General features: G+C 62.6%; 20 protein-coding genes and 1 pseudogene. 19 read left to right on the top strand and 2 right to left on the bottom strand.

Features of this window, described 5'->3' with window-relative positions:
* Positions 1–652 precede the first annotated feature (652 nt).
* From OKW43_RS27145 to OKW43_RS27130, 4 genes and pseudogenes are all read left to right on the top strand, one after another.
* Positions 653–1,702, top strand: coding sequence for an RluA family pseudouridine synthase (locus OKW43_RS27145; RefSeq protein ID WP_429450834.1), 1,050 nt, complete (start codon positions 653–655; stop codon positions 1,700–1,702).
* Positions 1,695–2,354, top strand: coding sequence for an HAD-IA family hydrolase (locus OKW43_RS27140; RefSeq protein WP_429450832.1), 660 nt, complete (start codon positions 1,695–1,697; stop codon positions 2,352–2,354). The genes OKW43_RS27145 and OKW43_RS27140 overlap by 8 nt, the downstream gene beginning before the upstream one ends.
* Entirely contained in the window at positions 2,351–2,767 is a 417-nt protein-coding gene (locus OKW43_RS27135; protein WP_429450830.1) for a Rieske (2Fe-2S) protein, read from the top strand. The genes OKW43_RS27140 and OKW43_RS27135 overlap by 4 nt, the downstream gene beginning before the upstream one ends.
* A gap of 27 nt (positions 2,768–2,794) precedes the next feature.
* Positions 2,795–3,797, top strand: a pseudogene (locus OKW43_RS27130) (S49 family peptidase).
* 79 nt (positions 3,798–3,876) lie between these two features.
* On the opposite strand, the gene OKW43_RS27125 reads toward OKW43_RS27130, so the two are convergent.
* On the bottom strand, positions 3,877–4,596 hold the full coding sequence (locus OKW43_RS27125) for an SAM-dependent methyltransferase (protein WP_429450828.1): 720 nt from the start codon (positions 4,594–4,596) through the stop codon (positions 3,877–3,879).
* A complete protein-coding gene (locus tag OKW43_RS27120; protein WP_429450826.1) occupies positions 4,593–5,210 on the bottom strand; it encodes a Maf-like protein in 618 nt (205 codons plus the stop codon). The genes OKW43_RS27125 and OKW43_RS27120 overlap by 4 nt, the downstream gene beginning before the upstream one ends.
* A gap of 247 nt (positions 5,211–5,457) precedes the next feature.
* Here OKW43_RS27120 and OKW43_RS27115 point away from each other — a divergent pair, with 247 nt between their 5' ends.
* The 15 genes from OKW43_RS27115 (at position 5,458) to lepA (ending at position 19,281) form a co-directional block, all read left to right on the top strand.
* Complete coding sequence (locus tag OKW43_RS27115) at positions 5,458–6,099, top strand: DUF177 domain-containing protein (RefSeq protein WP_187634799.1); 642 nt, start codon at positions 5,458–5,460, stop codon at positions 6,097–6,099.
* Positions 6,100–6,199: 100 nt separating this feature from the next.
* Positions 6,200–6,379 (top strand): 50S ribosomal protein L32, encoded by a 180-nt coding sequence (gene rpmF / locus OKW43_RS27110; RefSeq protein WP_429450824.1) that lies wholly within the window; start codon positions 6,200–6,202, stop codon positions 6,377–6,379.
* Positions 6,380–6,550: 171 nt separating this feature from the next.
* Positions 6,551–7,657: a phosphate acyltransferase PlsX gene (gene plsX / locus OKW43_RS27105; RefSeq protein WP_187634800.1), complete on the top strand. Its 1,107-nt coding sequence runs from the start codon at positions 6,551–6,553 to the stop codon at positions 7,655–7,657.
* A complete protein-coding gene (locus OKW43_RS27100) occupies positions 7,657–8,646 on the top strand; it encodes a beta-ketoacyl-ACP synthase III (protein ID WP_429450821.1) in 990 nt (329 codons plus the stop codon). Before plsX ends, OKW43_RS27100 begins: the two co-directional genes overlap by 1 nt.
* A gap of 118 nt (positions 8,647–8,764) precedes the next feature.
* Positions 8,765–9,700 (top strand): ACP S-malonyltransferase, encoded by a 936-nt coding sequence (gene fabD / locus OKW43_RS27095; RefSeq protein WP_429450819.1) that lies wholly within the window; start codon positions 8,765–8,767, stop codon positions 9,698–9,700.
* A gap of 114 nt (positions 9,701–9,814) precedes the next feature.
* Entirely contained in the window at positions 9,815–10,564 is a 750-nt protein-coding gene (gene fabG, locus OKW43_RS27090; RefSeq protein ID WP_187634803.1) for a 3-oxoacyl-ACP reductase FabG, read from the top strand.
* A 152-nt stretch (positions 10,565–10,716) separates the two neighbouring features.
* Entirely contained in the window at positions 10,717–10,956 is a 240-nt protein-coding gene (acpP, locus tag OKW43_RS27085; RefSeq protein WP_004197638.1) for an acyl carrier protein, read from the top strand.
* A gap of 259 nt (positions 10,957–11,215) precedes the next feature.
* Positions 11,216–12,454 (top strand): beta-ketoacyl-ACP synthase II, encoded by a 1,239-nt coding sequence (gene fabF, locus OKW43_RS27080; RefSeq protein WP_187634804.1) that lies wholly within the window; start codon positions 11,216–11,218, stop codon positions 12,452–12,454.
* Positions 12,455–12,570: 116 nt separating this feature from the next.
* Positions 12,571–12,987, top strand: a complete 417-nt coding sequence (locus OKW43_RS27075) for a hypothetical protein (RefSeq protein WP_187634956.1) — start codon at positions 12,571–12,573, stop codon at positions 12,985–12,987.
* A gap of 101 nt (positions 12,988–13,088) precedes the next feature.
* Positions 13,089–13,688 (top strand): RNA polymerase sigma factor RpoE, encoded by a 600-nt coding sequence (gene rpoE, locus OKW43_RS27070; protein ID WP_006051939.1) that lies wholly within the window; start codon positions 13,089–13,091, stop codon positions 13,686–13,688.
* Between the two features lie 93 nt (positions 13,689–13,781).
* Positions 13,782–14,399 (top strand): sigma-E factor negative regulatory protein, encoded by a 618-nt coding sequence (locus OKW43_RS27065; RefSeq protein WP_187634805.1) that lies wholly within the window; start codon positions 13,782–13,784, stop codon positions 14,397–14,399.
* 4 nt (positions 14,400–14,403) lie between these two features.
* Positions 14,404–15,444 (top strand): MucB/RseB C-terminal domain-containing protein, encoded by a 1,041-nt coding sequence (locus OKW43_RS27060; protein WP_429450816.1) that lies wholly within the window; start codon positions 14,404–14,406, stop codon positions 15,442–15,444.
* A gap of 37 nt (positions 15,445–15,481) precedes the next feature.
* Positions 15,482–16,993 carry a DegQ family serine endoprotease gene (locus OKW43_RS27055; RefSeq protein ID WP_187634807.1) on the top strand — a complete coding sequence of 504 codons (1,512 nt, stop codon included), beginning with the start codon at positions 15,482–15,484 and terminating at the stop codon, positions 16,991–16,993.
* Complete coding sequence (locus OKW43_RS27050; RefSeq protein WP_187634808.1) at positions 16,990–17,262, top strand: glutaredoxin family protein; 273 nt, start codon at positions 16,990–16,992, stop codon at positions 17,260–17,262. The genes OKW43_RS27055 and OKW43_RS27050 overlap by 4 nt, the downstream gene beginning before the upstream one ends.
* A gap of 225 nt (positions 17,263–17,487) precedes the next feature.
* On the top strand, positions 17,488–19,281 hold the full coding sequence (gene lepA / locus OKW43_RS27045) for a translation elongation factor 4 (protein WP_187634810.1): 1,794 nt from the start codon (positions 17,488–17,490) through the stop codon (positions 19,279–19,281).
* The last annotated feature ends 6 nt before the right edge of the window (positions 19,282–19,287 follow it).

Genomic DNA, 19,287 nt, shown 5'->3' with positions numbered 1-19,287 from the left:
TTTTCACAAACACGCTGGAGCGGGAAAGATGGCGGGAGAATTGCCTGAGAGGGCCCAGCCCGGTTAAAAAAACGGGCACGGTGCCGCAGGGCACATGCGAACACGGCTTCAAATCATGGCCTGACACGCCGCGTTTAGCCAGCAGACCTTCATAAGTCTTCGCCCTCTGAAGCCGGCGCGCCAAATGGGCGCGCGAGCGAAGGGCCGAAGTCCGCGGTCATGCCGCAACGGGAAGTTCGCGCAGGCGGCGCGTCTTTTCCTGCTGGGGGTGTCTCGCCTTCTTTTGACGTCGCCAAGTCTTGTACTTTCTACAAGACGCCTCGGGCGCACGCCGTATTTTCGCGACTTGCAGCTTCGTCCAGCAGGGCGTCATACCGCCCGGAAAACGCGAAGCTGAAAGTTAAATTCTTTTTTACCAAAATTCCGTTACCGTCGAAGCCGACCTTGACCGAACGCGCCTGCGGGCGCCGTCCCTGCCGGGTGCTGACTTCGTGCGTGCAACTTGTTGCATCTCATTTTCAGGGCGAGCAACCAGACCCCGGCGCAAGTAAAATAACGGTTTATCGCTTGCGCTCGCGCAACCACCCGCATTCCGGACGCTGTGCGAACACTGCGCCGACTATCGCGGACTGCTGGGCAAATTATATTCAGAATGAAAGAGTTAGGCAAAACATCCCAGAGATCGGTTGCAGGTGCGGTCGAAGCCCCGGTTTCGAGCGATCAGGTTTCGCTGATTGAAATCGATGACAGCTCGGCCGGTCAGCGGATCGACAATTTCTTGCTGCGCGTCTGCAAGGGCGTGCCGAAAAGCCATATTTATCGCATCCTGCGTAGCGGTGAAGTGCGGGTCAACAAGGGTCGCATCGATGCGCAATACCGGCTCGAGTTGGGCGATCTGGTGCGGGTGCCGCCAATCCGCGTCGCGCAGCCGAATCAGGCTGCAGTCCATGTACCCGTGCCCGTGGCCGGCTTTCCCATCCTGTTCGAAGACGAGCATCTGCTCGTGATCGACAAGCCGGCCGGCGTCGCGGTCCACGGTGGCAGCGGTGTCGCGTTCGGCGTGATCGAGCAGATGCGCGGGATGCGGCCGCAGGCGAAATTCCTTGAACTCGTGCACCGGCTGGATCGCGAGACCTCGGGCATCCTGATGCTCGCGAAGAAGCGCGCGGCGCTCGTCAATCTGCACGAGCAGATCCGCGACAACCGGATGGACAAACGCTACTACGTGTGCGTGCACGGTGAATGGGCGAGCGACTGGGGCCGCCGGCGCGCTGTGAAGGAGCCGCTGCACAAGTACCTGACCGCCGACGGCGAACGCCGAGTGCGCGTGCAGGCCGATGGCCTCGCTTCCCACACGATCTTCAGCCTGGTCGACCGCTGGCAAGACTACGCGCTGCTGGAGGCCGAGCTGAAGACGGGGCGCACGCACCAGATCCGGGTGCATCTGCAACATCTGGCACTCCCGATCGTGGGCGACGCCAAATACGGCGATTTCGCCTTGAACAAGGCGCTCGCGCGCGCCAACGCGAAGCCGGGCATCAAACGTATGTTTCTGCACGCTTACCGGCTCAAGCTCACGCATCCGGCCACCGGTGCGCCTCTACAGCTGGACGCGCCGCTGCCGGCCGACTGCCGCGGCTTTATCGAACAACTCAACGAACTACGCACGGGGTCCAACCCGGAGACGACCTTGCATGGCTAGAGAGCAATTTGACCTGATCGTGTTTGACTGGGATGGCACGCTGATGGATTCGACCGTGCATATCACGCGCAGCATCCAGGCGGCATGTCGCGACCTCGGCCTGCCGGTGCCCGCCGACGAAGCCGCGAGCTACGTAATCGGCCTCGGCCTGCGCGACGCACTGCAGATTGCCGCGCCGACGCTCGATCCGGCCGACTATCCGCGGCTTTCTGAGCGCTACCGCTTTCATTTTCTGATGGAAGACCAGACCACTGAGCTTTTCCCCGGCGTGCGCGAGATGCTTCAGGAGTTGCGCGATGTCGGCTATCTGCTCGCGGTCGCGACAGGAAAGAGCCGCGTTGGGCTGAATCGCGCGCTCGATCAGGCGCGCGTGACGAGTCTGTTCGACGGTACCCGCTGCGCAGACGAAACCTTTTCGAAGCCGCATCCGGCAATGCTGCATGAGCTCACGCGAGAATTGGGGCAGGATGTGGCGCGCACCGTCATGATCGGCGATACGACGCACGATCTGCAAATGGCGCTCAACGCCGGCGTGGCGGGCATCGGCGTGACTTACGGCGCGCATCCGGCGAATTCGCTGAATGCGATGTCACCGAAGTTCGTCGCATCGAACGTCAGCGATCTGTCCGGCTGGCTGCGGGAGCACGCATGAGCGACGACGGCGTGGACACCGCTGCTGCCGCGGTCGCGCAGGGAGTGCGGATTTGCGCGGCCGACGAGCTGGTCGACGGCGGCGACGGCATCCGGCGCGTCGCGCGGCTCGGCGGGCAGGATGTCGTGGTGTTTTTCGTCCGATATGATGGCTGCGCGTACGGCTATCTGAATCGCTGCGCTCATGTGCCGATGGAACTCGACTGGCAAGAGGGGCAGTTCTTCGAATCGTCCCGTTTATACTTGATGTGCGCGACGCATGGCGCGATTTACGCGCCGGATACCGGCAAATGCGTCGGTGGTCCGTGTCGCGGAGGCAGGTTGCGTCCGCTGCAGGTGGAAGAACGCGATACGTCCGCGGGCCGGGCGGTATTCTGGTTGCCTGACGGCGAATTGCTGCCAGTTGCGCGCTGATTTCCTTTCTATCTTTTCACTTTCCGCATGTCAGACAACTCGACCCCCGAAAAGGACCCCGCCTCGGGCGGCCGCTCCCGTCCGCCCCGCCGACGAGCCGGGCTGGGAGCGGGCCGCTCTCGAGCGAATCGCGCTCGCCGCGATCAACGAGCAACGCGCCGCGCGGCGCTGGCGGATTTTCTTCCGTTTCGTCTTCCTCGCTGTGCTCGCCCTGGCAGCGTGGGGTGCGCTGAATTTCTCGGGCGAGCGGGTCGCCACGGCTGGCCGTCATACGGCGATGGTTTCGATTGATGGCGAGATCGCGACCGATACGAGAGCGAACGCCGAAGATATCAACACTGCACTCGACTCCGCATTCGAGGATTCCGATACCGCGGGCGTAATCCTTTATTGCAACAGTCCGGGCGGCAGTCCGGTACAGGCCGGCATTATCAACAGCGAAGTCCGGCGCTTGCGCGCCAAATATCCATCTATACCGCTGTACGTCGTGGTCGGCGATATGTGTGCATCGGGTGGATACTACGCGGCCGCGGCGGCGGAAAAGATCTATGTCGACAAGGCTAGCATCGTTGGTTCCATCGGCGTGCTGATGGACAGCTTCGGTTTCACCGGCCTGATGGACAAGCTGGGCATTCAGCGACGGCTGCGCACGTCCGGTGCGAACAAGGGCTTTTTTGATCCGTTCTCGCCTGAAACGCCGAAGATGGACGAACATGCGCAGGATATGCTCGATCAGATCCACTCGCAGTTCATCGATGCGGTGCGTCAGGGGCGCGGCAAGCGCCTGCATGAAACCCCGGACATGTTCTCCGGTTTGTTCTGGACAGGGCAGAAAAGCGTCGAACTGGGCCTGGTGGACGGCTTTGGCGATGCGGATTACGTCGCGCGCGAGATCTTCAAGGCGCCGGATATTATCGACTACACGGTAAAAGAGAGCATTACGGACCGTGTTGCGCGCAAGTTCGGCGCGGCGGTTGGCGCCGGCGCGGTCCGGGCAATGGCGCTGGGCACGAAAATGAATTTGCGGTGAATTCGCAGGTAAAGCCCGCGCGGTCGACTCGGCCGATCGCGCGGGCTTTGTCTTTGGCGCGGGATTTCGGTGCGTGTTCTCAGGCCGCCAGAATCAAAAAAATCGCCGGCCGCTTATGCAGGTCGATGTCAGGCTTCTTCTTCCAGTCGGCGACGCTCCGGCTTGCGATCTTTTCGCTCGGCAGAGTCAGGTCGACCGCGACGCAGACGAGCGTCGACGGCGCACAGGTCGCGAGCAGCGTATCGAGCAGCGCGCGATTCCGGTAGGGCGTTTCGATGAAGATCTGCGTTTGCTTGCTCTTGCGCGAGTGTTGTTCGAGATCGCGCAGTCGTTTGGCGCGTTCGGCAGCGTCGACGGGCAGGTAGCCGTGAAACGCGAAGCTTTGGCCATTCAGCCCCGACGCCATCAGCGCAAGCAGAATCGAACTCGGCCCGACCAGCGGCACGACCTTCACGCCGCGCTCGTGCGCGCGTCGCACGAGCAGCGCGCCCGGGTCCGCGACTGCCGGGCAGCCGGCCTCGGAGACGAGGCCGGCGTCGGTGCCCGAGAGCAGCGGCGCGAGCAGCTTGTCGACCTCGCCGGCCGGCGTATTGACGTTCAATTCGCGGATCTCGATTTCCTGAATCGGCCGCTCGGTGCCGACTTTCTTCAGGAAGGCGCGCGTGGTTTTAGCGTTTTCGCCAATGTAATAGTGCAGCGACGCCGCGCGGGCGCGCACCGGCGCGGGTAGCACCAGATCGAGCGCGCTCGCGTCACCTTCGCCGAGCGTGTTCGGAACCAGGTAGAGGGTGCCGGTCATTGTTCCCCCAGAAGCGGGTAGTTGGCCGCGAGCAGCATATGCGACAGCGCGATCAGCGGCAGGCCGACGAGCGCGGTCGGGTCGTCGGAATGAATGGCTTCCAGCAGCGCGATGCCGAGACCTTCGGACTTAGCGCTGCCGGCGACGTCGTACGGTGTTTCGGCGTGCAGGTAGGCGTCGAGTGCCGTGTCTGGCAAGTTGCGGAAGCGCACGCGGGTGATCACGTCCACGGTTTGCGCGCTGTCCGTCGCGCTGTCGAACAGGCACAGCGCGCTATGGAACAGCACGTCGCGGCCGCGCATCGCCTGTAGTTGCGCGAGCGCCTTGTCGTGCGTGCCCGGTTTGCCGATCTGCAGGCCGTCGTAGGTGGCGACCTGGTCGGAGCCGATTACGAGCGCGCGTTCGTCGGCGGCAAGGCCTCGGGCAGCCGCACGCGCTTTAGCTTCGGCGAGCCGCAGCGCAGTTGCTTGGGGCGTTTCATTGGCGAGTGGGATTTCGTCGATCGCGGGTACGATGACGTCGAACGGCACATGCAGGCGTTCGAGCAACTCGCGGCGATACCGCGAGCTCGACGCCAGAATCAGGCGTGGCGGGCGTTTGAGGGAATCAGGCATGGTTTGCTGGCAGCGGAAGAGACTGGTCGTACTGGTTCGCGCGAGGTTCGCGCGCGTATGAGCTTAAGTGTTTGACTCAAAAAGACAAAACGGATATGATCTCGGGCTTTTCACGGTATGCTTGCGCTTGAAGGGTTGAACGCAACGGCCGGGCCCCGCCGGCTGGCAAACCGGATTATCTTCGCGGCGGATCTGATCGTCCTTCGCGAATCACCCCGGCAACATGCTTGCCGAAGCAGGAGCGCACATGACTCAACATCCTGGCAAACCTGCAGGTCTGTCCGACCCGCATGAGCTCGATCTGTTCGAATTTGCGCGAAGCGGGCGTCAGGCCGCGGGTGTCGTGCGCGTCTCGCAACTGCCGCGCATGTTAAACGAAGTCCCGGCGGAAGCGCCAGATCGCGACACCGCGTTTACATGGCAGGCCGAAGGGACGACGCAGCCGGAATTGCAGGACGATGGCACCGAAGGTCCCCAGCCTTATCTGCGGCTGGCGATTCACGGTGCCGCGTGGCTCGAATGCCAGCGGTGCTTGACGCCGTATTCGCAGGCGTTCAACGTCGATGCAACCTACCGGATCGTCAGTACGGAGGCGGAAACCGAAGAATTTCCGCTCGACGAGGATGAAGTCGAGGTGATCGTGGGTTCGCGCCAGTTCGATCTCATCGACTTGATCGAAGAAGAGTTGCTGCTTTCCTTGCCGCTTGTGCCAAAACATGAGGTCTGCCCTGAAGTGCACGAGAGCCTTGTCTCGGGCGCGGACGGCGACGAAGCCGCGCAAGACGAAGCTGGCGATGCCAGCGGGCCGGAACAGTCCAACGAGCGGCGCCATCCGTTCGCGGCGCTCGAAAGACTGAAGCGTGACGAGCCGGGTGGCAAGAAGCGCTGAACAGTTGCAGGGGGTGTGATGCGGGCGCATTGGCCGTTTGGCTAGTGGTTAAGACCGTATCGGGCTGTGTTAGAATTCGGAAAATTTTTTGGAGTTAGTCATGGCAGTTCAACAAAACAAGAAGTCGCCGTCGAAGCGCGGCATGCACCGTTCGCACGATTTCCTGGCGGCAGCGCCGCTGGCCGTTGAGCCGAGCACGGGCGAAGTGCATCTGCGTCACCACGTTAGCCCGAACGGCTACTATCGCGGCAAGAAAGTCGTCAAGACGAAGAACGACTAATCGTTGACTGCGATGCGCCCTGCGGCGTTTCGCGTAGCGATCGGATCGCTTGACATTTTCCTGGTTCGGCAAAAAGGCGGCATTCAACTGCCGCTTTTTTGTGTCGATCGCAGTTGGCGCTTTAGCGCTTGCCGCGACCCAAAGCCGAGCGTCTGAATTTCGTCGCACTCCATGACTGTAAAGCTCACGATAGATTGCATGGGAGGCGACCACGGCCCGTCCGTGACCGTTCCCGCTGCCGTCAACTTCGTTCGGTCGCGTCCCGACGCGCAGTTGCTGCTCGTCGGCATTGAAAGTGCGATTCGTGCGCAGTTGAAGAAGCTCAAGGCTCAGGATCTGCCGGCGCTGACCGTCGTGCCTGCTACCGAGGTCGTCGCGATGGACGATCCGGTCGAGGTCGCGCTGCGCAAGAAAAAAGATTCGTCGATGCGCGTGGCGCTGAACCGCGTCAAGGAAGGCGAGGCGCAAGCCTGCATTTCCGCTGGCAATACCGGCGCACTGATGGCGGTCTCGCGTTATGTGCTGAAAACGCTGTCGGGCATCGAGCGCCCGGCCATCGCGTTTGCTCTGCCCAATCCCGCCGGCTATACGATGATGCTCGACCTGGGCGCCAACGTCGACTGCGAGCCGCAGCATCTGCTGCAGTTCGCCGAGATGGGGCACGCGCTCGTGTCCGCGCTCGAAGGGAAAGACCGGCCCACCATCGGGCTGCTCAACATCGGCGAAGAAGTCATCAAGGGCAACGACATCATCAAGCGCGCCGGCGAACTGCTGCGTGCGAGTACACTGAACTTTCACGGCAATGTCGAAGGCGACGACATCTACAAGGGCACCGTCGACGTGATCGTCTGCGATGGCTTTGTCGGCAATGTCGCGCTGAAGACGTCCGAAGGTCTCGCGCAAATGCTGTCCAACATCATCAAGGAAGAGTTCGGCCGTTCGTGGCTGACCAAGGTGATGGCGGTGCTCGCGCTGCCGGTATTGATGCGTTTCAAGAAACGCGTCGATCATCGGCAATACAACGGCGCCGCGCTGCTCGGCTTGCGCGGGCTCGTGATCAAAAGCCACGGTTCCGCCGATGCCTATGCGTTTGAGTGGGCTATCAAACGCGGGTATGATGCCGTCAAAAACGGCGTGCTGGAACGCCTTGCGCGAGCGATGGAAGAGAACGCGGGTTCTCTCGAACAGGCGGCGCGCGACGCAAGCGGTGCGGGTCACGCAAGCCCGATCGCAGGCCAGCCGGCCGAGCCCTACGCTGCGCAATCCTCGAAGGCATAATGGCTCAATCCACAATCTACTCCCGCGTGCTGGGCACCGGCAGCTGTCTGCCGCCCAACCGCGTCACTAATCAGGATCTGGCTGAGCGTCTCGCCAGGCAAGGTGTCGAGACGAGCGACGAATGGATCGTCGCGCGCACGGGCATCCATGCGCGTCACTTCGCCGAACCGGACGTCACGACCAGCGACCTCGCGTTGATCGCCTCGCAGCGCGCGATCGAAGCGGCGGACATCGATCCGCAGTCCATCGACCTTATCGTGGTCGCCACCTCCACGCCCGACTTCGTGTTCCCGAGCACTGCCTGCCTGCTGCAGAACAAGCTCGGCATCAGGAACCACGGTGCGGCGTTCGACGTGCAGGCGGTCTGCTCCGGCTTCGCGTATGCAGTCGCGACGGTGGACAGCCTGATTCGCAGCGGCCAGCATCGCACGGCGCTCGTGATCGGCGCGGAAACCTTCTCGCGCATTCTCGATTTCAACGACCGCACCACCTGCGTGCTGTTCGGCGACGGCGCCGGCGCTGTGATCCTGCAGGCGTCCGACGAACCGGGCGTGCTGGCAAGCGCACTGCACGCGGACGGCAGCCATTCGAGTATTCTCTGCACGCCGGGCAACGTGAATGGCGGCATAGTCGCCGGCAGCGCGTTCCTGCACATGGACGGTCAGGCGGTGTTCAAACTCGCCGTCAACGTGCTCGAGAAAGTCGCGATCGAAGCATTGGAAAAAGCGAATCTGAAGCCGGAGCAGGTCGACTGGTTGATTCCGCATCAGGCGAATATCCGCATCATGCAGAGCACTTGCCGCAAGCTTGGCCTGCCGCAGGAGCGCATGGTCGTCACGGTGGGCGAGCACGGCAATACTTCGGCGGCGTCCATTCCGCTCGCACTCGACGTCGCGGTGCGCGACGGCCGCATCAAGCGCGGCCAGAACGTGCTGATCGAAGGCGTCGGCGGCGGCTTCACGTGGGGCGCGTCGGTCATTCGCTACTGAGAGCGACGACGCATCGCTGGGCGCCGCTGACGGCGCCCCATGCGGCCGGAGTAATACCGCGCGCCATTTGGCAGCCGCGGCCGGCCGCCAATCCGATTAAACCGATTTTGGGGACGATATGAAATTCGCGTTCGTTTTTCCTGGGCAGGGTTCGCAGGCAGTCGGCATGCTTAACGGATTCGTCGATCAGGCAATCGTGCGTGAGACGGTTCAGGAAGCCTCCGACGTACTCAACCAGGACCTCGGCAAGCTGATCGCCGAAGGCCCCGCCGAAGATCTCAATCTCACCACCAACACCCAGCCGGTCATGCTGACCGCGGCCTACGCTACCTATCGCGCGTGGCAGCAGGCGGGCGGCCCGGCGCCGGCGATCGTCGCCGGACATAGCCTTGGCGAATACACGGCGCTCGTCGCGGCCGGCGCACTCGCGTTCCGCGACGCAGTGCCGCTCGTGCGTTTCCGCGCGCAGGCGATGCAAACCGCGGTGCCGGTGGGTGAAGGCGGAATGGCCGCGATTCTCGGCCTCGACGACGATACGGTGCGCGCGGTCTGCGCGGAAGCGTCGGGGGCGCGCGTCGTCGAGGCGGTCAATTTCAACGCGCCGGCGCAAGTCGTGATCGCGGGCCACAAGGCCGCAGTCGAGAAAGCCTGCGAAGTCGCGAAGGCGAAGGGCGCGAAGCGCGCACTGCCGCTGCCGGTGTCGGCGCCGTTTCACTCGTCTCTGCTCAAGCCCGCGTCGGATCAACTGCGCGAATACCTGGCGAGCATCGACGTGCAGGTGCCGTCGATCCCGGTCATCAACAACGTCGACGTCGCCGTGGTCAACGAGCCGTCCAGAATCAAGGACGCGCTGGTGCGCCAGGCGGCTGGTGCGGTGCGCTGGGTCGAGTGCGTGCAGGCAATGGCCGCGCAGGGCGTCACGCATGTGATCGAATGCGGTCCGGGCAAGGTCCTTGCGGGTTTGACCAGGCGCATCGACGGTAATCTTGTTGGCGCGTCGGTGTTCGATCCGGCGTCGCTCGAAGAAACGCTGAAACTCGTGACGGCAGGCTGAGACCGCATTCGCGAACGGGTATCGACAGAGCAGTGCCGCGCTAGCGCGGCATCCCTCGACAGACGAATCAACAAGAATCAATGAGCCCTATTTGAAGGGCATCCGGACTGACAGATGCAAAAGACTCTCGACAAGCAGATCGCAATCGTGACGGGCGCATCGCGCGGCATCGGCCGTGCGATAGCGATGGAACTCGCGCGTCAGGGCGCGACGGTCATCGGCACCGCGACGAGCGAAAGCGGCGCGGCTGCGATCACCGAAGCGTTCAAGGCGGCCGGCGTTAACGGCCGCGGCGCCGTTCTCGACGTCAACGACGCGGCCGCGGCCGAAGCGCTGATCGACCGCACGGTCAAGGAATTCGGCGTGCTCAACATACTCGTGAACAACGCTGGCATCACGCAGGATCAACTGGCGATGCGCATGAAGGACGACGACTGGGACGCGGTGGTCGACACCAACCTGAAGTCGGTGTTCCGTCTGTCGCGTGCGGTGCTGCGCCCGATGATGAAGGCGAAGGGCGGTCGCATCATCAACATCACGTCGGTGGTTGGCTCGGCGGGCAACCCGGGGCAGATCAACTACGCGGCCGCGAAGGCCGGCGTCGCGGGCATGACGCGCGCGCTCGCACGCGAGATCGGCAGCCGCGGCATCACAGTCAATTGCGTCGCGCCTGGTTTCATCGATACCGACATGACGAAGGCGCTGCCCGAAGAGCAGCAGACCGTGCTGAAAACGCAGATTCCGCTCGGCCGTCTCGGCAGCCCGGAAGACATCGCGCATGCGGTCGCGTTCCTCGCGTCGCCGCAAGCGGGCTACATCACCGGCACGACGCTGCACGTGAACGGCGGCATGTATATGCAGTGACCAATTTCGGTTACTATCCGCGCCTTGATGCGTTTGCGAAAAGCACGAGGCGCATGCGCTGACAGGAACCCGATGCGCCGCTTTTTTGCCGGGTCAAACCTGATAAAATGCGCGCACCTGTATTTTTGAACTTCTTTTCCCTTGGAGGGGTAATGGACAATATCGAACAGCGCGTCAAGAAGATCGTCGCGGAACAACTGGGCGTTGCGGAAGCGGAAATCAAGAACGAAGCGTCGTTCGTGAACGATCTCGGCGCCGACTCGCTCGACACCGTTGAGCTCGTGATGGCCCTCGAAGACGAATTCGGCATGGAAATTCCCGATGAAGAAGCCGAGAAGATCACCACCGTTCAGCAAGCGATCGACTACGCTCGCGCGAACGTCAAGGCCTAAGGTCATTCGCGCCTGCGTTCCTGCACGGGCCGCGCATGACGACCTGCCGTGCCGCCTGCCGGTGCCAGCAGGGTCTGCGCTATTGGGCGTGTCCATCATTGGCACACCCTGCGCCGCGCCGCTTGCCACGCAGGAGCCAGCGATGTTGACAGCGCAACTTTCCGCGCGATTGCCGACTTAAACAGCCACAGGGCACACAGGGCGATTCCTGTGGCCGCTGTGGCTTTTGCGTTTGTCATCTATGAAAAAAGGGGTTACCGTGAGCCGCCGTCGTGTTGTTGTTACAGGCCTGGGGCTGATTTCGCCTGTTGGCAATAATGTTGCCGATGGCTGGGCCAATCTGGTCGCCGGCAAGTCTGGGATTGCCAGTATCACCAAGTTCGATGCGTCGAACTTCTCGACCCGTTTCGCCGGCGAGGTGAAGGGCTTCAATATCGAGGACTACATCCCCGGTAAGGAGGCGCGCCACATGGATACCTTCATCCATTACGGCGTGGCTGCAGGCATCCAGGCGATGCAGGACAGCGGCCTCGAAGTCACCGACGAGAATTCGGAGCGCATTGGCGTGGTGGTCGGTTCGGGCATCGGCGGTCTACCGATGATCGAAATCACCCAAACCGAATTGCTCAATCGCGGCCCGCGTCGCATTTCGCCGTTCTTCGTGCCGGCTTCGATCATCAACATGATCTCCGGCCACTTGTCGATCAAGTTCGGCATCAAGGGCCCGAATCTGTCGATCGTCACCGCGTGTACGACCGGTCTGCACTGCATCGGCGAGGCATCGCGCCTGATCGAGTACGGCGACGCCGACGTGATGCTCGCCGGTGGCGCGGAATCGACCGTATCGCCGCTCGGTATCGGCGGCTTCGCGGCGGCACGCGCGCTGTCGCAGCGCAATGACGATCCGGCGACCGCGAGCCGTCCGTGGGACAAGGACCGTGACGGCTTCGTGCTCGGCGAAGGCGCGGGCGTGATGGTGCTCGAAGAGTACGAGCACGCGAAGGCGCGCGGGGCGAAGATCTACGCGGAAATCGGCGGCTACGGCATGAGCGGCGACGCGTATCACATGACCGCGCCGCTCGAAGACGGCGACGGCGCACGCCGCTGCATGCTCGCCGCGCTGAAGAACGCGGGCATCAACGGCGATCAGGTGAACTACCTGAACGCGCACGGCACGTCCACGCCGCTCGGCGATCTGGCGGAGACGACCGGCATCAAGCGGGCGTTCGGCGACCACGCGAAGGGCATAGTCGTCAATTCGACCAAGTCGATGACAGGCCACCTGCTGGGCGGCGCCGGCGGTCTGGAGTCTGTGTTCACGGTGCTCGCCGTGCATCACCAGGTCTCACCTCCGACCATCAACATCTTCGACCAGGACCCGGACTGCGATCTCGATTACTGCGCGAACACCGCGCGGGACATGAAGATCGACGTTGCGCTGAAGAACTCGTTCGGGTTCGGCGGCACGAACGGCACGCTGGTGTTCAAGCGCGCCTGATCGCCTGAGCACGGGTGACGCGTCCGTCCACGACGCCGGCTTCGCCGGCGCTTGTCCCCGCACCGGCAACGTCGGGCAGAGCGACGCAGCGAATTGCGCTGCGTCGCTCGGTCGCAATGCGTGCCGCATTAGGGGCGTTCGTGCTGACCGTGACGTTAGCCATCTATACCTGCGTCGCGCCCCGGTTGGGCGCGTGGCAGGCCGCTTCGTTGACGCTCGCGGTGGCAGCGCTGCTCGGGCTGTGCGCGGCGAGGCATGACGCGGCGCAGCCCGTCGCGCTGCATATCGCGATGGATGAAATTTCCGCCTGGAACCGCGCGGGCGTGCTGCTCGCGCGAGGCCGCGTAGTCGGTTGCGTGCAGTGGAGCGGCCGCTTGCTGGTGCTTGCGCTCGAACCCAAGGGTGGTCGAAGGCGCGGCCTGATGCGTGCGCCGACCGGCCGCGTGCGCTCCCTGCTGCTCGCCGCCGACGCGCTGCCGCCCACGGTTTTCCGCGAACTTTCCGTGCTAGGCCGGCGCGCGGCCGGCGCTTGACTGTAACGACTGTAACCGCTGTTACCGTAGTAACGTGCCCTCACGAGGGGGACGCTACAATGGTCCCCCGCCATGCGCCCCATAGATTACGGATTTATCAGGTGAGCGAAAAAGAAATAGATCAGGTGCTGGTCGAGCGCGTCCAGAAGGGCGACAAGGCCGCGTTCGAGCTTCTGGTCTCCAAATACCACCGCAAGATTCTCCGGCTGATCTCGCGTCTCGTGCGGGACCCCGCCGAAGTCGAAGACGTCGCGCAGGACGCTTTTATCAAGGCGTACCGCGCGTTGCCGCAGTTTCGCGGCGAGTCGGCGTTTTATACGTGGTTGTACCGGATTGCGGTCAATACCGCGAAGAACTACCTTGCCACCCAAGGTCGGCGCGCGCCGACCTCGACCGAAGCGGATGCTGAAGAAGCTGAAACTTTCTCCGACGCTGACCAACTAAGGGATATCAACACGCCTGAGTCGATGTTGATGAGCAAGCAGATCGCCGAGACGGTCAATGCTGCGATGGCGGTTTTACCGGAAGAATTGCGCACCGCCATTACTCTTCGAGAAATTGAGGGTTTGAGTTACGAGGAAATCGCCGAGATGATGGGTTGCCCGATTGGCACAGTCAGATCACGAATTTTCCGCGCTCGCGAAGCCATTGCGGCAAAATTGCGACCGTTGCTTGACACACCCGAAGGCAAGCGCTGGTAGACATGTCTGAACGTCCACCCGGCCTGGCGGGGCGGCGGTGCAATATCTGGAATAGTGGTGTCACTACGGGGTATTTGGAAGATGGGGAGCATCATGGGGTCTGTCTCGATGCAATCGCAAGCGGGCTCGCACGGCGAGCGTCTATCCGCTTTCGTCGACGGCGAGCTGTTCGGCGAAGCGCATCTGAATCTGGGCAAATTTGTTGCGGAGCTAGACGGCGATGATCGCACCGCCTGGTCTAGCTACCACCTGATCGGCGACGCGCTGCGTTCCGACGATCTCGCGGTCAGCCCCGCAAGGAGCAGCGCATTTCTGAGCGGCTTTGCCGCGCGTCTCGAAAGCGAGCCGCATGTGCTGGCGCCAGCCGCCGCGTCCGCGTCGGTCACGCGCCGCCTGCTCGGGCTCCGCCGCCGGGTCGTGCCCGCTTTTGCCGTCGCCGCCGCCGCCGCTACCTTGACCTGGATCGTCGTGCCGCAATTGCAGGGAGTGCCGGGTGGTCCGGGGGCCCAGCTCGCTTCGCTCCAATCGCACGGCGACGCGGTGCAGCGAGTCGCCATGGCAGCGGTGCCCGCGCCGCAGGACTCCAACATCATTCGCGACGCGAGCCTTGATCAATACCTCGAAGCTCATCAGCAATTCGCGCAACAACCGGTGATGGCAGGCTCGATGCCGGTGCTTCGCGCTGCCTCAGTCTCCACGCAGGGCCAATAGTTTGATGCAGACTCCGCGGTTCAATAAAACGACGATCTGGGGGCGGCTGCCAGCATTTCTGTTCTGCGCAGCCGTATTGTTGTCCGCCACACCGCGGGTCTTCGCACAAGACGGGCCGGCCGTCGCCCGTCACACGGCGGCGGAACTGCTCGACCGCATCCATCAGGCCGCCCAGCAGCAGAACTACGAGGGTGCGTTCGTCTATCAGCGCGGCAATTTCGTGCAGACGTCGCGCATCGCGCATTACTCCACCCATACTGACGGCGAGTTCGAGCAACTCGAAAGCCTCGACGGCAAACCGCGCAAAATGCTGCGGCATAACGACGACATGTACACGTTCGTGCCGGAGCGGCGTATCGTCGTTCTCGAAAAGCGGCAGAACAAGGACTCGTTCCCCGCGCTGCTGTCCGTGAATGGCGAGCAGGTGCTGTCCGTCTACGAGCCGAAGATGCTTGGCGACGACCGCGTCGCGGGCGTCGACAGCCTCGTGATGGAACTCGATCCGAAAGACGCGTATCGCTTCGCGTACAAGCTATGGGCTGACAAAAAGACCGGTCTTCTGCTGCGCGCGCAGACGCTCGACCCGAGCGGCCAGGTGCTCGAGCAGCTGTCGTTTTCGCAGGTCCGCATCGGCGTGCCGGTCGACAAGGCGGGCATCGTCAACGGGATTCGCAATCTCGCGGGCTGGACAGTAGTGCGTCCGCCAGTCGAGCCGGTCGACATGGTCGCGCAGGGTTGGCAGATCACGCCGTCGGTGCCGGGCTTTCACGTGATCCGCCAGCTGCGCCGTCCAATGGCGTCGCGCGAGGCGGGGCAGCCGCCGATTCCCGTCGATCAGGCCGTGTTTTCCGATGGCTTGGCGGCGATTTCGGTGTTCGTCGAGCCGGTCGAGAACAATACGCGCAAGGAGGGAACGGGCGATAGCGGCGCGACACACGTACTGGTCAAGCGTCAGGGCGACTTCTGGATTACCCTGCTCGGGGAAGTGCCTCAAACCACATTGCAGCAGTTCGCGTCTGCCATAGAATACAAAGCTCCGAAGTAACCCTTCCGAATCCTGAAATCCCTCGGCTTGCTAAGATATGACGACTTTCTCGGTGCGCAAATTCCTCGCGGCCGTAGTGCTGGCGGCGTGTTTGCCACTTGTGCCGCACATGGCATCGGCGGCTCCCGCTGCCAATCTGCCCGACTTCACTGACCTCGTCGACAAGGTCGGCCCGGCGGTCGTCAACATTCGTACGACAACGCGCGTGTCGAACGGCACGTCCCGCGGTGGCCTGCCGCCGGGTATGGACGACGGTGACATGTCGGAGTTCTTCCGTCGCTTTTTCGGGATTCCGTTGCCGCAGTCGCCGAAATCACCGCACGGGGGCGATAACGGTGGTGGAGGCGGCGGTAGCGGCGGCAGCCCGGATGCGCCGGACAACGCCGATTCCGAACAGAACAGCGGGGTTGGCTCGGGCTTCATCCTGTCGACGGACGGTTACGTGATGACCAATGCGCACGTCGTCGACGACGCGGACACGATCTACGTGACGTTGACCGACAAGCGCGAATTCAAGGCGAAGCTGATCGGCGTCGATGACCGCACCGACGTCGCGGTCGTGAAGATCAACGCGTCGAACCTGCCGACTATCACGATCGGCGATTCGAACAAGGTGCGCGTGGGCGAATGGGTCGTCGCGATCGGTTCACCGTTCGGTCTCGAAAACACGGTGACGGCCGGTATCGTCAGCGCGAAGGGGCGCGACACCGGCGATTACCTGCCGTTCATCCAGACCGACGTGGCCGTCAATCCGGGTAACTCGGGCGGTCCGCTCATCAACATGCAGGGCGAGGTGATCGGCATCAACTCGCAGATCTATAGCCGCACCGGCGGTTTCATGGGCATTTCGTTTGCGATTCCGATCGACGAAGCGATGCGCGTGGCCGATCAGCTGAAGAGTTCGGGCAAAGTGGTGCGCGGCCGCATCGCGGTGGCGATCGGTGAAGTGACGAAGGACGTCGCCGATTCGCTCGGGCTGCCGAAGGCGCAGGGCGCGCTCGTCAGTAGCGTCGAGCCGGGTGGCCCGGCCGAGAAGGCCGGCGTGCAGCCGGGCGACATCATTCTGAAGTTCAACGGCCATTCGGTCGACACCGCGACGGACCTGCCGCGCATGGTCGGCGATACGAAGCCGGGCACGAAGACGTCGATCACGATCTGGCGCAAGGGTCAAACGCGCGACCTGTCGATCACGATCGCAGAAATGCAGCCGGACAAGGTCGCGAAGGCGGATCAGAAGAAGCCGCCGGCGCCGAAGCAGCGCGCGACGAACGCGCTTGGCATCGCCGTCAGCGACATCCCCGCCGACCAGCAGAAAGCGCTGAAGATTCAGAACGGCGTGCAGGTCGACGCGGTCGATGGTCCGGCCGCGCGTGTCGGCCTGCAAAAGGGTGACATCATCTTGCGGGTCGGCGACACGGACGTGACGAGCGCGAAGCAGTTCGACGATCTGACCTCGCACCTCGATTCGCAGAAGATGGTCGCGTTGCTGGTTCGTCGTGGCGACAACACGCAGTTTGTGCCGGTCCGCCCGCGCAGCGCGCAGAAATGACCAAGACGGCATCGCTGTCGCTCTATGGGCGCACGTGGTGCCATCTGTGCGAGGACATGTGCGCCGCGCTCGAGCCGTTGCTGGCGGAGTTCGGCGCGCAGTTGAAGGTGATCGACGTCGACAGCGATCCGCTGCTCGAGGCGCGTTACGACGAGCGGGTGCCGGTGCTGGTTTGCGATGGCGTCGAACTGTGCCACTATCATCTCGACGAAGCGCGCGTGCGGGCGGCATTGGTCGCGCATGCGTCGCGTGTCGCGGCGGCATCCTGATACGCGTGCACGGCATTGTGATTCGCGCGATCCGTGGGCGTTTTGCCCCGGCTCACCGCGATGCCCGCGGTAAATTTCCCGCATCTTCTACGCCGTCTTGCGGCCCGCGCTCTGCAAGATGCGCCGGCCGATGGGCTTTTCGGCTAAAATAGATAGGTTTTTCACCTACTTACAAGGCGTGCTCCGCTATTGTCCGGGCGCGCCTTTTCGCTTGATCGGCACTGAATGGATCATATTCGTAACTTCTCGATCATTGCGCACATCGACCATGGCAAGTCGACGCTCGCCGATCGCATCATCCAGATTTGTGGCGGTCTGTCCGACCGCGAGATGGAAGCACAGGTGCTCGACTCGATGGATCTCGAGCGCGAGCGCGGCATTACCATCAAGGCGCAAACCGCCGCGTTGTCGTATCGCGCGCGTGACGGGCAGGTCTACAACCTGAACATGATCGATACACCGGGGCACGTCGACTTCTCGTACGAGGTCAGCCGCTCGCTGTCCGCGTGCGAAGGCGCGCTGCTCGTCGTCGACGCGAGCCAGGGCGTGGAGGCGCAAACCGTCGCCAACTGTTACACGGCCATCGAACTCGGCGTCGAAGTGGTTCCGGTGTTGAACAAGATCGATCTGCCGGCGGCGAACCCCGAAAACGCGATCGCCGAGATCGAGGACGTGATCGGCATCGACGCGACCGACGCGACGCATTGCAGCGCGAAGACGGGTCTCGGCGTCGAAGACGTGCTCGAAGCGTTGATCGCAAAAGTGCCGCCGCCGAAGGGCGGTTTGGAAGCGCCGCTGCAGGCGCTGATCATCGACTCGTGGTTCGACAACTACGTCGGCGTCGTGATGCTCGTACGCATCGTCAATGGCACGCTGCGTCCGAAGGACAAGATCCGGCTGATGGCAACCGGCGCGCAGTTTCCAGTTGAACATATCGGCGTGTTCACGCCGAAGTCGAAGAATCTCGAATCGCTGTCGGCGGGGCAGGTGGGCTTCATCATCGCCGGTATCAAGGAACTCGCGGCGGCGAAGGTCGGCGACACGGTAACGCTCGTGAACCAGCCGGCGGCCGAGCCGCTGCCGGGCTTCAAGGAAGTGAAGCCGCAGGTGTTCGCGGGTCTCTATCCGGTCGAAGCGAACCAGTACGATGCGCTGCGCGACTCGCTCGAAAAGCTGAAGCTGAACGACGCGTCGCTGCAGTACGAGCCGGAAGTGTCGCAGGCGCTCGGTTTCGGTTTCCGATGCGGCTTCCTCGGTCTGTTGCACATGGAAATCGTGCAGGAACGTCTGGAACGCGAGTTCGACATGGACCTGATCACGACGGCGCCGACCGTGGTCTACGAAGTCCTGCAGCGCGATGGCACGACCCTGATGGTCGAGAACCCCGCCAAGATGCCAGAGCCATCCAAGATCGAGGAAGTGCGCGAGCCGATCGTCACCGTGAACCTGTACATGCCGCAAGAGTACGTCGGCGCGGTGATCACGTTGTGTACGCAGAAGCGCGGCAACCAGATCAACATGCAGTATCACGGCCGTCAGGTCCAACTCACGTACGAAATTCCGATGGGTGAAGTCGTGCTCGACTTCTTTGATCGTCTGAAGTCGATTTCGCGCGGTTATGCGTCGATGGATTACGAGTTCAAGGAATACCGCGCCTCCGACGTCGTGAAGGTCGACATGCTGATCAACGGCGACAAGGTCGATGCGCTGTCGGTTATCGTGCATCGCTCGCAAAGCCAGTACCGCGGCCGCGAAGTGGCAGCGAAAATGCGCGAGTTGATTCCCCGTCAGATGTACGACGTAGCGATTCAGGCCACGATCGGTTCGAACATTATTGCGCGCGAAAACATCAAAGCGTTGCGTAAGAACGTGCTGGCAAAATGCTACGGCGGCGATATTACGCGTAAGAAGAAGCTGCTCGAAAAGCAGAAGGCAGGCAAGAAGCGGATGAAGCAGGTGGGCTCGGTTGAAATCCCGCAAGAGGCTTTCCTCGCTATCCTGCGTGTCGAAGACAAATAAGTTGAA

The sequence above is a fragment of the Paraburkholderia sp. WC7.3g genome (assembly GCF_050436345.1).
In the GTDB taxonomy this organism is placed as follows: domain Bacteria; phylum Pseudomonadota; class Gammaproteobacteria; order Burkholderiales; family Burkholderiaceae; genus Paraburkholderia; species Paraburkholderia podalyriae.
This window is presented reverse-complemented; position numbering and strand designations above follow the sequence as displayed.